We start from the raw sequence: 14,687 nt of genomic DNA, 5'->3' as shown, positions 1-14,687 counted from the left end.
CTCTGTAGTGGCTTAGTTTAGGCCTCATCCCACACCATTCCATTTTGAAAATGTACCCTTTCATTTCGGTAGGGTGTATTACCCCGCATTTCTGGTTCTGGTTTGTAACTGCCTGTTATCCTTATTGATACATCATACCTCTGTTATCGGTACAAGGTTTGACTATTGACGCCTGACCAAGTAATCGATAGTACTTAATATGATAACCTCACTGATGATCCTGTTGGCGTTTGTTGCATTTGCAATCCTTTATAAGTCCATAGATTTTTTCGATAAAATTTAACGCTATGATCTTCCTGTTAATGATATGTATTGCTGTGTTTGGATACTTAGTGTATGCACTCATCAAACCTGAAAAATTTTAATGCATCGCAATTATGAATACTGAGATTGCTGGCGTTATCGCCGTTTTTATATTGACCGTTGTAATTGCCATCCCGTTAGGTAATTATTGTTCAAAGGTGTTTAAAGGTGAAAAGACCTGGACGGATTTTCTGTCTCCTCTTGAGAATTTGATACTTCGGATGAGCGGAGTAAATGGATCACAACCCATGGACTGGAAGCAAAGTATGAGGGCGATGCTTGTGCTTAACCTGGTATTCTTCCTCTGGGCCATGCTCATATTGATGACACAGTCCATTCACCCATTCTGGAATCCTGATGGTATATCTTCTATGGAAGCTACTACCGCTTTCAATACAGCGATTAGTTTTATGACCAACACCAATCTTCAACATTACTCCGGAGAAACCGGTGCGACCTATCTGTCACAGATGGTGGTGTTTTGCTTTTTGCAGTTTGTCAGTGCCGGAACGGGCATAGCGGCAATGGTGATTTTATTCAAAGGTATCGTTTCAAGACAGACACGTGATCTTGGAAATTTTTACAGACTGTTTCTTCAAAGTTGTACCCGTATCCTTCTGCCGCTCTCTTTGATAATTGCATTGATACTATCATTTAAAGGAGTACCGGCGACATTCAAGGGAGCCGAAAAGGTTATTACTCTTCAGTCGGATACAGTATCCGTCGCGCGCGGTCCGGTAGCGCCAATGGTAGCGATCAAGCAGATTGGTACCAATGGGGGAGGATACTTCGGTACTAACTCAGCTCATCCATTTGAAAATCCGGATTACATCACAAATACTGTGGAAAACATTTCGATTCTGTTAATTCCTATTGCTTTGATTTTCGCTTTTGGATTTTATATCGGAAAACCAAAAGTAGGCTATGCTTTTTTTGGAGCCATGACAATCATTTTTCTAGCATTCGTATCGGTGTCGGTGTATTTCGAAATGAATGGAAATCCGCAGCTGACAGAAATCGGTGTTAATAATTCTCCTGGAAATATGGAGGGAAAGGAGGTGCGCTTCGGCGTTGCTGCAAGTTCGCTTTGGGGTGTATCGACTACATCAACTTCCAACGGTTCTGTTAACTCCATGCACGACAGTCATACTGCATTATCAGGTGGTGTATTTCTGCTCGATATGATGATCAATGCTATTTACGGGGGAGTAGGCGTGGGATTCATTAATTTCTTTGTGTTCGTTGTGATTGCCGTATTTATATCAGGGCTTATGGTAGGGCGTACTCCGGAATTATTTGGAAAGAAGATTGAGTCGAAGGAAGTGAAGATTGCTGCTATTGTGGCCTTGGCACATCCTTTCCTGATCCTTGTCAGCACAGCTATTGCCACGCACCTCGCATCAAACAATTCAAACATAGGCTGGTTGAACAATCCATCCTATCATGGATTCAGTGAGATGTTGTATGAATTCACATCATCATCCGCTAATAACGGATCAGGGTTTGAAGGACTTGCTGACGCAACTCCCTTTTGGAACATTGGCTGTGGCGTGATCATGTTGTTGGGACGATTCATTCCTATAATAGGACCTTTGGCAATTGCCGGATCACTGGCAGCAAAGAAATATAATCCTGAAAGCGCAGGTACATTGAAAGTAGAAAGTTTCGCTTTCATCGCTGTCCTGCTTTCCGTCATTTTAATTATTGCTGCCCTTTCATTTTTTCCCGCACTGACGATTGGACCAATCGCAGAATTTTTCTCAAAGTAGTTTAAATGTAATCTGTATGAAGAACTCAGTATCCGCCAGACTTTTTGAGCCCAGCCTTGTGCTTGATGCAGCAAAGCAATCTTTTGTAAAGCTTAATCCGGCACAAATGATCAGAAATCCTGTGATGTTCTGTGTTGAGATAGGCACTTTAATTATGGCGGGTGTTACCGTGTACTCGTTTTACAATAGCGATCAGGGAAGACCTGGTTATAACCTGGTACTTTTTATTGTCTTATTGAAGACATTGCTCTTTGCCAATTTTGCCGAAGCAATTGCAGAGGCAAGGGGCAAGGCACAAGCTGATAGTCTTCGAAAGACAAGAGAAGAAACTCCTGCGAATGTTTTGGTGGATGGAAAGATCATGGTAAAGAGCTCATCTGCACTCAGGAAAGGAGATGTCTTTGTATGCGAAGCCGGCCAATTGATCCCAACCGATGGAGAGATCATTGACGGTATTGCCACTATCGATGAAAGTGCTATTACAGGTGAGAGTGCTCCGGTTATCAGAGAATCTGGCGGTGATAAGTCCAGTGTTACGGGCGGTACAAAAGTTCTTTCAGATAGAATCAGGGTTCTTGTTACAACGCAACCAGGAGAAAGCTTTCTCGATAAGATGATTGCCCTCGTTGAAGGTGCCAGTCGTCAGAAGACTCCCAATGAAATTGCATTGACGATCCTTCTATCAGGTTTCACCATTGTGTTTTTATTAGTCACTGTAACACTTAAACCCTTTGGTGATTATGCTCAAACACCGATTACGATAGGAGCCCTTATCTCACTTTTTGTTTGCCTGATCCCTACGACTATTGGTGGATTACTGTCTGCTATTGGCATTGCAGGAATGGATCGGGCATTACGTGCCAATGTCATTGCAAAGTCGGGCAAAGCTGTTGAGACAGCAGGTGATATTGATGTCTTATTGCTGGATAAAACCGGAACGATTACGATCGGAAACAGGAAGGCAACAAATTTTTATCCGGTACATGGATATGATCAGGAGATGTTCCTGGAGTTGGCAACACTTTCCTCACTTGCGGATGAAACGCCGGAGGGAAAATCCATTGTCGAGTTCGCGGCCAGCAAAGGCTACAGGCACCCGTCTGCAATAGGTCAGAAGTTCGATCTTCAGATAAGTTTACCCGGAGCGACCATCATCAAATTTTCTGCGGAGACAAGAAGTTCCGGCATTACAACAGCAGATGGAAAACGTATCCGAAAGGGAGCATTTGATGCAATCAAAGCGATCACGGAAAAGGCAAATCACTTTGTACCACACTATGCTGAGGAAATGGTCAGGCAAATTTCTTCCAATGGAGGAACTCCGCTGGTTGTTTCTGAAAATGAAAAGGTCATTGGAGTGATTGAGCTGCAAGACATTATTAAACCTGGTATCACTGAACGGTTTGAACGTCTGAGAAAGATGGGTGTGAAAACCGTAATGGTTACCGGTGATAATCCTTTGACAGCAAAATACATCGCTGGTAAAGCTGGAGTGGACGACTATATCGCGGAAGCAAAGCCTGAGGATAAGCTGGAATATATCCGTAAGGAGCAGGCTGAAGGGAAGCTGGTAGCCATGATGGGTGATGGTACGAACGATGCACCCGCTCTCGCACAGGCAGATGTTGGCGTTTCCATGAACAGTGGAACGCAAGCAGCCAAAGAAGCCGGTAATATGGTCGATCTCGACAATGATCCAACAAAACTTATTGAGATTGTTGAAATTGGTAAGCAACTATTGATTACAAGAGGCACACTCACAACATTTTCAATTGCAAACGATGTAGCTAAATATTTCGCTATTGTCCCGGCTCTGTTCATTGCCTCCATCCCAGGATTGCAAGCCATGAACATCATGAGACTTACAAGCCCGGAAAGTGCGATCCTTTCTGCTGTGATCTTTAATGCAATTATTATCCCGCTGCTGATTCCACTGGCATTGCGTGGAGTAGAGTATAAGCCTATTGGAGCTTCTGCGTTGCTTACCCGTAACCTCTTGATTTATGGAGTAGGGGGTATTATCGTCCCATTCATCGGGATCAAATTAATAGATATGTTGATCACACCATTATTATAATAGTAAAAATGAAAACTTACTTGTTTCCTGCTATCAGACTTACGTTTCTGACCATGATCCTGTTCGGCATTTTCTATCCTTTCTTCATCGTTGGCGTCAGTAAGTTGATAGCGCCTGAAAACGGAAACGGTGAAATCATTGTAGTGAATAGTAAGACGGTGGGATTCGATCTGATCGGTCAGTTATTCACAGATGATAAATATTTTAATTCAAGACCATCAGCCGTTAATTATAATGCCGCCTCCTCGGGAGGATCCAATAAGGGTCCATCCAATCGCGAATATTTAAACCTTGTTCAGGAACGCCTTGATGATTTTCTAGAAAAGAATCCAGGTCTTACAAAGGATGAAGTTCCGATGGATCTGATCACAGCTTCGGCAAGTGGTCTGGACCCACACATTTCAAGGAACGCCGCCCTTGTGCAGGTTTCGCGAATTGCGAATGCAAGAGGACTCTCAAAGGAGGTTGTCCACAGTCTTGTGGATCAATACACTCAACCACCATTATTTGGCTTGTTCGGACCATCCACTGTTCATGTCCTTAGAATTAACATCGCACTTGACAATATTAAATAGTATGAAAAAAATAATTCTTGTCGCTCTTTTAATTTCTGTAGCCTTTGGTGCTCAATCACAGGATTCAACAGTTGTTCATGCGCCCTTTGAAGGAATGGACTTCACCTGGCTGAACGGTAATAACCGTCAGAGCGTAAATCTTCTTACTTATAAATATTTTACGGGTACGATGATTATGGATACGTATTGGAATTATTCATTCAATAATCCAATGGATAATACGATCAATAGTTCTTCCATCATCGGACGGCACAATGAGGTAACCTTGAACATGGCCAGCATCGGTGGGGAGGTTATGTACAATAATGTGATTGCCCGTATCCATCTTCAGGCCGGATCAATGCTAAGTGTGATCCAGGAAACTGATCCAACGGTTACGCACGGAAGAAACCTGAGAACGACTGACTTGAAATTTATCAGGGAAGCGGTAGTGGGATACCAATGGAATAAGTGGAACACCATTCGGTTTGAAACGGGAATTTTTATGTCATTTATTGGCCTTGAAAGTTATATCGCGCAGGAGAACTGGAGCTATCAGCGTTCAATGGTTTGTGACTTTACACCCTTTTATTTCACAGGAGCCCGCTTTCAGATTCATCCTGACAAGCGATGGAAGATTGAGCCCTGGATCATGAATGGCTGGTATTCGTATGGTAAATTTAATAAGGCTGCCTCTGTGGGTTTGGCAACATACTTCAGGCCTAATGAAAACACAGCGTTTGTTGCGAATTTCTATTACGGTACGGACACTAAGAATATTGATGGGAGGGTTAGATTTCATCATGATAATTCTGTGATGATACGTTATAAAAACAGACCGGCGTCCCATGGTATAAGTCGAATGGCTTTCAGTCTGAACTCTCACTATGGATTTGAAAATGGAGGATCATTAAATGGCATTGTTTATCCGTCATTGAATGAAACCTACTTTGTAGGAACGTCTCTTGCCAACAGGATATGGTTTAAAGAGAATAAATTTGCCATCACGATCAGGGGTGGATACCTGACCAACCCCGGAAGGTACCTTCCTGTAAATCCTGCTCCTCTGTATAATGATCCTGTTTCAGGAGCTGCGGGATACACGGATATTAAACCTGGTGATCTGGCGCCGAAGTTCGAAGCATGGGAACTAACGGGTACTTTTGATTACATGCCTAATGAATTTATAACCCTTAGAATGGAAATGTTAAACAGGCATTCTTCCGTACCTTATTTTGCTGGTCCGGGAGGTACTACTTCGGTTGATGGATGGCAAGGCACAACAGACCCAAACCTTGGTACCCCACAAGCCTGGAAACCAGATCTTCGTACGCTTGAAAACAGAATGATCATCGCCATAGTTGCACGATTCTAATATAATGATGTCTGACAAAGAGCAATCGGTACAGCATTTCCTTGATCTGATAAAAAAGTCAAGACGGGGAAAATTTAAAGTCTACATCGGGATGAGTGCTGGTGTGGGTAAATCTTACCGTATGTTGCAGGAAGCCAATAGTCTCCTCAAAAGTGGTGTGAATGTCAAAGTAGGTTATATTGAAACTCACGGGCGAAAGGAAACAGAGGAGCTATTAGTTGGAATCCCAGTGATTGAACGAAAGAGAATTTTTTACAAAGGAAAGGAACTTGAAGAGATGGATGTTCAGGCCATCATTAACAATCGCCCGGAGATTGTGCTGGTGGATGAACTGGCGCATACAAATGTCATGGGCAGTAAGAATGAAAAGCGATGGCAGGATGTAATGGAGTTACTGGAGGCGGGAATTAACGTTATCAGCGCACTGAATATTCAGCATATTGAAAGTCTTAACAAGGAAGTTCAGCAAATCACAGGCATTGAGATTAAAGAACGTGTTCCTGACCGGGTTTTGCAGCTTGCCGATGAGGTAGTCAATATTGATCTGACGGCAGATGAACTTATTGGCCGATTGAAAGACGGTAAGATCTACCAGGCAGACAAGATTGAGGTTGCCTTGCGTAATTTCTTTCAGGCTGAGAAGATTCTGCAATTACGTGAACTGGCATTAAAAGAGGTGGCATCGCAAGTCGAGCGAAAGGTTGATGCAGAAGTGACACTTGATCATCGGCTACGACATGAACGATTTCTGGCTTGTATTGGTAGTAATCACGAAACCTCTAAAATGATCATAAGAAAGACTGCCAGGCTCGCAGGGTATTATAATTCGAAATGGTATGTGCTTTATGTTCAGGCGGACAAAGAGGGGCCTGATCGTATTAAGCTCTCGCTACAGCGGCATCTTATTAACAATTTCAAAAATGCAACTGAGTTAGGAGCGGAAGTGATTCAGGTGAAGCACAATAATATACCTGCGTCTATTGCAAGAGTGGCGGAAGAAAAACACATTACAACAGTTTGTATTGGAAAGCCCCATTTGAACCTGCTTCAAGTAATAATGAGAACGAATGTTTTTAACCAGCTTTTAAAGCGGCTTGCTAAATCTGACACTGACCTGATTATTCTCTCCTGATATGAAAATAAAAACCAAAATAGCACTGGCGCTGGTGGTCCTGTTTGTGGCCATATTGAGTGTTATCGCTCTTAGTATTTTCTATCTGAAAGAACTGTCAGTTGATGCCGAAAACATTTTAAAGGATAATTATGAATCCCTGGAGTACACCAAGCGTATTATTGAAAGTTCTGACAGTATCGCTATCGATTCCTCAAGGAGCTTTGCAATAATTGAGAAGAACCTTCTGCTTCAGGAAATGAATATCACAGAAGTGAGTGAGCAGGAACTGACACTTCAGCTAAGAAGGACGTATGAAAAAATCAGAAATAAAGGAATTACTGAACATGAGATTGCTGAAATGCGAAGGCTATGCCTTTCGCTTCAGGATATTAATATGCGTGCTATTATTTATAAGAACGAAATAACCACCGAAACGGCAGATCATGCATCAACATACCTGATCATTTTAGGATCTGTAATTTCTCTTGTTGCTTTTACTTTCATTATAAATTTCCCGGGGTATGTGGCTGGTCCTATTGTATTATTAACCAATAGCATTAAATCAATTGCCAACAAGGATTATGAAGAGCGACTGCGCCTGAACAGAACAGATGAGTTTGGGGAGTTGGCAGAAGCTTTTAACCTGATGGCTGAGAAGCTGGATGAGTATGATCATAGTAATCTGGCACAGATCTTATTTGAGAAGAAGAGAATTGAGACGATTATCAATCGGATGTCAGACCCTGTCATTGGTCTGGATGAAAACAGAAAGGTAGTATTCGTCAATGATACAGCACTCACGCTATTGAATCTTGACTCAATCCAAACAATTGGCAGATACGCTCCTGATATCGCGGTAGAAAACGACTTGTTCAGAAATCTGGTGAGACTGAATGGAGAAGAGAGCAAAACAGATTCTCAATTGATCAAAGTGGTAATCAATGGCAAGGAGAATTACTTCTCAAAAGAAAATATCACTATCATACTTAAGTCTACAGGCGAGAAGGATGCTCTTCCCATTGGGCGTGTGATTATGCTTAAGAATGTAACCCCCTATAAAGAACTGGATCTTGCAAAGACAAATTTCATTGCTACCATTTCTCACGAATTGAAGACTCCTATTGCTTCACTAATGATGGGTATAAAATTGCTTCAGGATAACCGTATCGGTGAATTAAACAAAGAGCAGGTAGATATAGTGATTACACTCAATAACGAGACGTCACGATTATCCAAAATTTCAAATGAATTGCTTGATCTGGCACAGGTGGAGACCGGCAATATCAAGTTGAATATTCAGCCAGTAGTTCCGGATGACATCATTCGGTATGCCGTTGAGGCCGTGAAATTTCATGCGGAACGAAAGAAAGTTGTTATTTCCATGGAAGCGTCATCAGGATTACCAAGTATTAAAACTGATCTCGATAAAACAACCTGGGTGCTTGTCAATCTTCTCACCAACGCCATTCGATATAGTCCTGAGAATGGAGAAGTAAAACTTACCTGTCATCAATTGGTTGATACTGTGGTTTTTTCGGTAAAGGATTTCGGGCCGGGCATTGAAAAGAGATACGTCACCCGACTATTTGAGAAGTTCTTTCAGGTGCCTGGGTCTCCATCAGGATCTGGTCTCGGTCTCGCTATTTCAAAAGAGTTTATTGAAGCGCAGGGCGGAAGGATAGAAGTAGAGAGTGAGCCCGGAAAGGGTAGTATTTTCAGTTTCTCATTGCCGGTCGATAAGTAATGATACTTCAACTGACTTAATCTACCTGGCTGGCGACTTTACTCGGCTCAATATGTATCAGAATATTACCCAGCGAAGGAATTTGTTCATGCAAAGCATCTTGCAATCTGTGGGCCAGACTGTGTCCCTCTTTCACAGTCAGTGAGCCATTGACGATGGCATGAAGATCAACATGGTATTTCATCCCTGCTTTGCGGACAAAACACTTTTCAGTTTCAATGATTCCAGGAACTGTTACTGATACCTTCCGGATCTCTTTGATCAGATCGCCATAAACATTCTCGTCCATGATCTCTCCCAGTGCGGGACGCAATATCTTATAGCTATTGAATAGAATAATTCCTGAAGCAAACAGTGCAGCCCAGTCATCGGCAGATTCATATCCCTGTCCAAAGTATAGCGCAATTGATATTCCAATAAAAGCTGCTACCGACGTGATAGCATCACTTCGATGGTGCCAGGCATCTGCCTTTAAGGAAGAGCTGTTTGTTTCTTTACTTTTTCTGATAACAACCCGGAAAGAGATTTCTTTCCATACAATAATACCAGCGAGGATGTACAGAGTGAACGGTTTGGGAAGGTCGTGTGGCGTTCCAATGTTTTGAATGCTTTCATAAGCAATGATGGTAGCAGAGATGATCAGAAATCCAACCACCAGAAAAGTTATCAATGTTTCGGCGCGGCCGTGTCCATACGGATGATCCTCGTCTGCGGGTTTGCTGGAATATTTTATACCGATCAGAACGAGAATAGAGGAGAAGATATCGGAAGTTGATTCAATGGCATCTGCAAGAAGGGCATAGGAATTTCCAAAGAATCCAGCGAGTCCTTTTATTAAGGCAAGCAGCGCATTTCCAATGATGCTGAAGTAAGTTGTTTTAACGGCAGTTTGTTCGTTATTCATCAGCGAACTTTACCGTATAATCTTATACCCGAACCCAATCTGAAAGTTTTGATTATAGAACGACATGGTTTCAGCAGAACCGGGATTGGGTCCTGAATTGTAGCTTATTCGATCTACTGCCGTGAAGCCACGATAATATCGCGCAATGATCAGGAACTTGTCTGCGATGGTAACGTGTACACCTCCGTTAATACCCAAATCAAATTTCGCATCATATATGGATGAGACGTTGGATGCTATCTGATAGGATGCGCTGGGCCCAATGTCTATGCTGATGATTTTTGCCACCTTATAGGAAGCCAGCACCGGAATCTCCAGGTAACCAAATGTTATATCGTTCCCTACGTTGGTTCCTCTCTGTGTGTACAGTAGTTCTGATAGCAATGAAAATTTCTTGGCCAGAGGAAGCTCTCCGAAAACACCCACATGAAAACCAGTGGTGTTTTTATAGACATCTGAAATCAATGACTGATTGTTTGAATTGGCAAAGTTACTGACGTTCACGCCTGCCTTTATTCCCGCGCTGAATTGGGCAAGTGCCGGAATACAAAGGCTAATTAAAATCAAGACAAGTAGATTCCTTTTCATTCTAAGTTTAATGGCTGGAGGTTTTAATTTCCGACTTAAACTTACAATAATTCTTATCTATGTCATTCTTATTGCAGGCTTTTGCGCACTGACCAGAAGTAAAAGATTGGGAAAATCAGCAGCGTAAAGATCGTCGCTGAAACAAGTCCCCCGATAATAACAATAGCTAATGGCTTCTGGGATTCAGATCCGATTCCGGTAGACATCGCCGCAGGCATAAGACCAATGGCAGCCATTAATGCAGTCATCACCACGGGACGGGTCCTGACTTTTACTGCCTCCGTGATCGCTCTCGTTAATTCGAACTTCTGTTTCAGGTTGCTTTGAAATTCGGAAATTAAGATAACTCCATTCTGAATACAGATTCCAAACAAAGCAATAAATCCGACGCCGGCGGAAATGCCGAAGTTAATACCCGTCAGGTGCAAGGCGAAGATTCCTCCAATCAATGCAAAGGGAACATTCGCTAACACAAGTGATGCTTCCTTAACATTGCCAAACATGATCAGCAGCAGTACAAAAATCAGGATAAGGCTGATTGGAACAACCTGTCCCAACCGCTTGGTTGCCCGTACCTGGTTTTCGAATTCTCCGGTCCAACCAATGGAATAACCTTTTGGGAGTTCAATGTGTTTCATAACACTTTGCTGGGCTTCCCGGATCGTGCTTCCAAGATCTCTTTCCCTTACAGAAAACTTTACGCCGATGAATCGTTTGGTATTATCACGATAAATGAAAGCCGGGCCAGTGACAATATTTACAGTTGCAATTTCCTTTAATGGTATTTTTTCTCCACGGAGTGTTGGAACCATTAAAAGCATGATCTCACTTTCATCCTTTCTGTACTCATACAGGTAACGGATGCGGATATCGAACTTGCGGTCCTCTTCATATTTAATGGTAGCAGTTTTTCCACCGATGGCCATTTCAATAATGCTTTGTGCATCCGATTTGAGTACACCGTAGATCGCCATCTTCTCTTCATCAAGCAAGACGCTTATTTCCGGTTGACCAATATTCCGGAGAACACCGACATCTTTTATTCCTGGAACGTCTTTGATCTTGGTGACAACCTGCTCCGCCAGATCATTGAGTACAGTCAGATCATTGCCATAGATCTTTACAGCATTGGATGCGTTGATCCCGGCAACGGATTCTGCAACATTGTCAATGATAGGCTGTGAATAATTATATACAATACCCTGATACTTTTTCAGCTTGCGATCCATCTGCTCTACAAGCTGATCAGTTGTGAGCTTGCTTTTCCACTCTTCCCGGGGTTTAAGATTTACCTGCATCTGAACATAGTAGAATCCACTGGGGTCTGTGCCATCGTTGCTACGCCCGGTTTGTGAAAGAACACCATTTACTTCCGGGAATTCTGCAAGTTCCTTTCTAAGGGTTGCAACCATCTTGACAGTCTCTTTCAGTGATGAACTCATGGGTAATTTTGCTTCGACCCACAATGCTCCTTCATTGAGCTGCGGTAAGAATTCAGTCCCCAGCCATTGAGCAGAAAAAAGTGAAACCCCAAGGATCGCAAGGGATGCAATAAAACTAATCATGCGATGTCTGAATGTGATCGCAAATCCTTTTTCCACTATCCGGTTAAAGAAATTAACAAACGGATTATTTTTCTCCCGCACATTCTTATTCAACAGGAGAGAGGATAGTACAGGTACCAGGGTCAGCGTGAAAATCAAAGCTCCGATGAGTGCAAATCCAAGGGTGTACGCCAACGGTGAGAACATCTTGCCTTCCACCTTTTGAAAAGCAAAAATGGGAAGCAGGGCAGAAATGATAATAAGTTTAGAGAAGAAGATTGCTTTTCCCAATCCGACACCTGTTTTCCTGATCAGACCAAGCTTGGAGAGTTTATTGAATCGTTCAGGGCCAACACGATGGGCAAGGTGATCCAGTGTAACAAATAGTCCCTCTACCATGACTACCGCACCGTCGATGATGATTCCAAAATCCACGGCCCCCAATGAGAGTAAGTTGGCGCTCATTCCCTTTAGTGACAAACAGAAAAAAGCAAAGAGCAGTGACAGTGGAATAACAATAGAGACAATCAACGTTGTGCGCCAGTCGGCCATAAACAGGAAGACAATGGCGGTAACGAACAATATTCCTTCTGCCAGATTGTTTAAAACGGTCCGTGTGCAATACCTCATCAGATTATCGCGGTCGTAGAATACTTCCATCTTCACGTCCTGAGGAAGGACGACGGTATTCAGTTCGTCGATTTTTGATTTTAATCTCTCCAGTACTTCACTTGGATTTTCTCCTTTGCGCATCACAACGATTCCTTCCACCACATCATCGTTGGTTCCTAATCCCACCTGGCCTACACGCGGCGCACTTAATTCCAGTACCGAAGCAATGTTCTTTACCAGTACAGGGTTGTCATTGTAATCAGCGACAATAGTATTTTCAATATCTTTTACGGAAGTCAAAAGTCCCAGGCCTCTTACGACATACGCCTGTCCATTCTTTTCAATAACATCTCCACCGACATTCAGATTGGCTTTTGTGACAGCTTCAAACACCAGCAGTGGTGTCAGGTCATATTTCTGCAGCTTGACAGGATCAACGGATATTTCATAGATCTTCTCTTGTCCGCCGAACGCAACAACATCTGCGATACCAGGCACTGCCCGTAGTTGCCGGTCGATGACCCAGTTTTGAATGGTCAGTAATTCCCGGGTGTCTCGGGTGTCGCTCTTTAAAACATAGCGATAGATCTCACCAGTAGGACCATATGGAGGCTGAACATCGGGCTCCACTTCATCCGGAAGTTTTACATTCCGGAGTTGGTTGTTCACCTGCTGTCGCGCAAAGAAATCTTCAATATTATCTTCAAAGATGATTTTGATCACTGAAAGACCGAACATTGTAATGCTTCTGACATTGGTTTTGCGCTGAACAGAGTTCATTGCAATTTCAATGGGAGTGGTGACAAAGCGTTCTACCTCTTCAGCACTTCGTCCATTCCATTCAGTAACGATGATGATCTGTGTGTTCGTTACATCCGGAAAAGCTTCGATGGGAATATTGATATAGCTGATCGTTCCAGCCATCGTTAACAAGCCAACCCAGAAAAAAGTAAAGATCCTGTTCTTTAATGAAAATGAAATAATGCTTCTGATGAATCTGTTCATGGAGAGTTGTCGTCCGTTAATCGTTAAGGGCGTCGTAAATCATCAGGCCGTTTTTTGAGATGACGGTTTCTCCATCTTTCAAACCTGAAGTGAGATAGGTGATCTCTCCGAGGTTATTATAAACTTCTACCTGCCGTGTTTCGATATGACTGCGATCAGTGTATACCATCACCCAGTTCTTACTCTTGTCAAAGATCACAGCGGAAGAAGGGATGGCAATGAGCTTTTTGTTTTCTGAATAGCTTACAATAATCGTAGCGTTCATCTCAGGCTTCAGTTCAAGGTTCTGATTCGGGATTCTTACCAGCACTTTCATCGCCTTTGTACCCGGGTCGATTGCGTTGAAGATCCTGTCGATCTTGCCTTTGAATAACTTGTTAGGATAGCTGATGGTCTTTACAGAGGCATCGTATCCGACAGCAACTTTTGATATGTCAGACTCATTAACATTTGCCAGAGCCCATACTTCGTCTATCTGGGCAATGGAGAAAATGACATCTGATTTGTCGCTCCGCAGTTGCTCATTCCTGTTGATGTCCTTCGATACAATAAATCCACTGATGGGAGCAGTGATATTGAAGATTGAGCCTTCCTTGAGATTATAAATTGAGTATACCTGTGTGATGCGTTCAAGTTCTGCTTTTGCTTTCTCAAGCTCTTTGGTTGCGGCAGTTACATCGCGCTCGGAGTTAAGTTTTCCTGAATACAACTCTTTGGCGACCTGCAGATTCTTCTCTGCTACCGCAGCATCGGAGCGAGCGTCCAGCAGTTGGCGCTGAAAGTCTGCGACCTCACTGCTCCGGACGGAAGCAAGCACCTGTCCCTGCTTTACAAGATCACCAAGCTCCACGCTGATCTGTAGAACGTTTCCGCTCACAACAGGATATACCTGTGCCTGACGTGCGTTATCTGCCGCTATTTTTCCGAAAAGCCTGAGTTCATTCTTTGCCTCTTCGACATGAGCAACGGTGAACTCGCTTCTTTGCATCATAGCCTCGCTCAAAATGAATGGCGGTTCTTTCGCTTCATCATTCTTTTGTGTACAGCCCATGAGAATAATACCTGTAGCCAGGACTGGGAAGATTTTCATTTTCATCA

General features: G+C 42.9%; 11 protein-coding genes. 7 read left to right on the top strand and 4 right to left on the bottom strand.

The window, feature by feature from the left end; translation table 11 throughout:
* Positions 1-287 precede the first annotated feature (287 nt).
* Genes kdpF through HOP08_01455 form a run of 7 tightly spaced genes read left to right on the top strand, consistent with a single transcriptional unit; the run spans position 288 to position 8,936 of the window.
* Positions 288-365 carry a K(+)-transporting ATPase subunit F gene (kdpF, locus tag HOP08_01485; GenBank protein ID NOT73569.1) on the top strand — a complete coding sequence of 26 codons (78 nt, stop codon included), beginning with the start codon at positions 288-290 and terminating at the stop codon, positions 363-365.
* 12 nt (positions 366-377) lie between these two features.
* Positions 378-2,072 (top strand): potassium-transporting ATPase subunit KdpA, encoded by a 1,695-nt coding sequence (kdpA, locus tag HOP08_01480; protein ID NOT73568.1) that lies wholly within the window; start codon positions 378-380, stop codon positions 2,070-2,072.
* Between the two features lie 16 nt (positions 2,073-2,088).
* Positions 2,089-4,149 carry a potassium-transporting ATPase subunit KdpB gene (gene kdpB / locus HOP08_01475; GenBank protein NOT73567.1) on the top strand — a complete coding sequence of 687 codons (2,061 nt, stop codon included), beginning with the start codon at positions 2,089-2,091 and terminating at the stop codon, positions 4,147-4,149.
* Between the two features lie 8 nt (positions 4,150-4,157).
* Positions 4,158-4,724 (top strand): potassium-transporting ATPase subunit KdpC, encoded by a 567-nt coding sequence (gene kdpC / locus HOP08_01470; GenBank protein NOT73566.1) that lies wholly within the window; start codon positions 4,158-4,160, stop codon positions 4,722-4,724.
* 1 nt (position 4,725) lies between these two features.
* On the top strand, positions 4,726-6,078 hold the full coding sequence (locus HOP08_01465) for a porin (protein NOT73565.1): 1,353 nt from the start codon (positions 4,726-4,728) through the stop codon (positions 6,076-6,078).
* Between the two features lie 7 nt (positions 6,079-6,085).
* On the top strand, positions 6,086-7,210 hold the full coding sequence (locus tag HOP08_01460) for a sensor protein KdpD (protein ID NOT73564.1): 1,125 nt from the start codon (positions 6,086-6,088) through the stop codon (positions 7,208-7,210).
* Position 7,211: 1 nt separating this feature from the next.
* A complete protein-coding gene (locus tag HOP08_01455) occupies positions 7,212-8,936 on the top strand; it encodes a HAMP domain-containing protein (protein ID NOT73563.1) in 1,725 nt (574 codons plus the stop codon).
* A 16-nt stretch (positions 8,937-8,952) separates the two neighbouring features.
* Here HOP08_01455 and HOP08_01450 read toward each other — a convergent pair whose 3' ends face one another.
* The 4 genes from HOP08_01450 to HOP08_01435 all read right to left on the bottom strand — a co-directional run bounded on the left by HOP08_01450 (position 8,953) and on the right by HOP08_01435 (position 14,685).
* Positions 8,953-9,840 (bottom strand): cation transporter, encoded by an 888-nt coding sequence (locus HOP08_01450; GenBank protein ID NOT73562.1) that lies wholly within the window; start codon positions 9,838-9,840, stop codon positions 8,953-8,955.
* 9 nt (positions 9,841-9,849) lie between these two features.
* Entirely contained in the window at positions 9,850-10,428 is a 579-nt protein-coding gene (locus tag HOP08_01445) for a PorT family protein (protein NOT73561.1), read from the bottom strand.
* 68 nt (positions 10,429-10,496) lie between these two features.
* Complete coding sequence (locus HOP08_01440; GenBank protein NOT73560.1) at positions 10,497-13,589, bottom strand: efflux RND transporter permease subunit; 3,093 nt, start codon at positions 13,587-13,589, stop codon at positions 10,497-10,499.
* Positions 13,590-13,605: 16 nt separating this feature from the next.
* Positions 13,606-14,685, bottom strand: a complete 1,080-nt coding sequence (locus HOP08_01435; protein NOT73559.1) for an efflux RND transporter periplasmic adaptor subunit — start codon at positions 14,683-14,685, stop codon at positions 13,606-13,608.
* Positions 14,686-14,687 lie beyond the last annotated feature (2 nt).

The sequence above is a fragment of the Cyclobacteriaceae bacterium genome, from assembly GCA_013141055.1.
Taxonomy (GTDB): Bacteria; Bacteroidota; Bacteroidia; order Cytophagales; family Cyclobacteriaceae; genus ELB16-189.
This window is presented reverse-complemented; position numbering and strand designations above follow the sequence as displayed.

What these genes read in the sequence shown, in the direction of transcription:
- kdpF (NOT73569.1), top strand. Translation starts at nt 288, where the DNA reads ATGATCTTCCTGTTAATGATATGTATTGCTGTGTTTGGATACTTAGTG.
- kdpA (NOT73568.1), top strand. Translation starts at nt 378, where the DNA reads ATGAATACTGAGATTGCTGGCGTTATCGCCGTTTTTATATTGACCGTT.
- kdpB (NOT73567.1), top strand. Translation starts at nt 2,089, where the DNA reads ATGAAGAACTCAGTATCCGCCAGACTTTTTGAGCCCAGCCTTGTGCTT.
- kdpC (NOT73566.1), top strand. Translation starts at nt 4,158, where the DNA reads ATGAAAACTTACTTGTTTCCTGCTATCAGACTTACGTTTCTGACCATG.
- HOP08_01465 (NOT73565.1), top strand. Translation starts at nt 4,726, where the DNA reads ATGAAAAAAATAATTCTTGTCGCTCTTTTAATTTCTGTAGCCTTTGGT.
- HOP08_01460 (NOT73564.1), top strand. Translation starts at nt 6,086, where the DNA reads ATGTCTGACAAAGAGCAATCGGTACAGCATTTCCTTGATCTGATAAAA.
- HOP08_01455 (NOT73563.1), top strand. Translation starts at nt 7,212, where the DNA reads ATGAAAATAAAAACCAAAATAGCACTGGCGCTGGTGGTCCTGTTTGTG.
- HOP08_01450 (NOT73562.1), bottom strand. Translation starts at nt 9,840, where the DNA reads ATGAATAACGAACAAACTGCCGTTAAAACAACTTACTTCAGCATCATT.
- HOP08_01445 (NOT73561.1), bottom strand. Translation starts at nt 10,428, where the DNA reads ATGAAAAGGAATCTACTTGTCTTGATTTTAATTAGCCTTTGTATTCCG.
- HOP08_01440 (NOT73560.1), bottom strand. Translation starts at nt 13,589, where the DNA reads ATGAACAGATTCATCAGAAGCATTATTTCATTTTCATTAAAGAACAGG.
- HOP08_01435 (NOT73559.1), bottom strand. Translation starts at nt 14,685, where the DNA reads ATGAAAATGAAAATCTTCCCAGTCCTGGCTACAGGTATTATTCTCATG.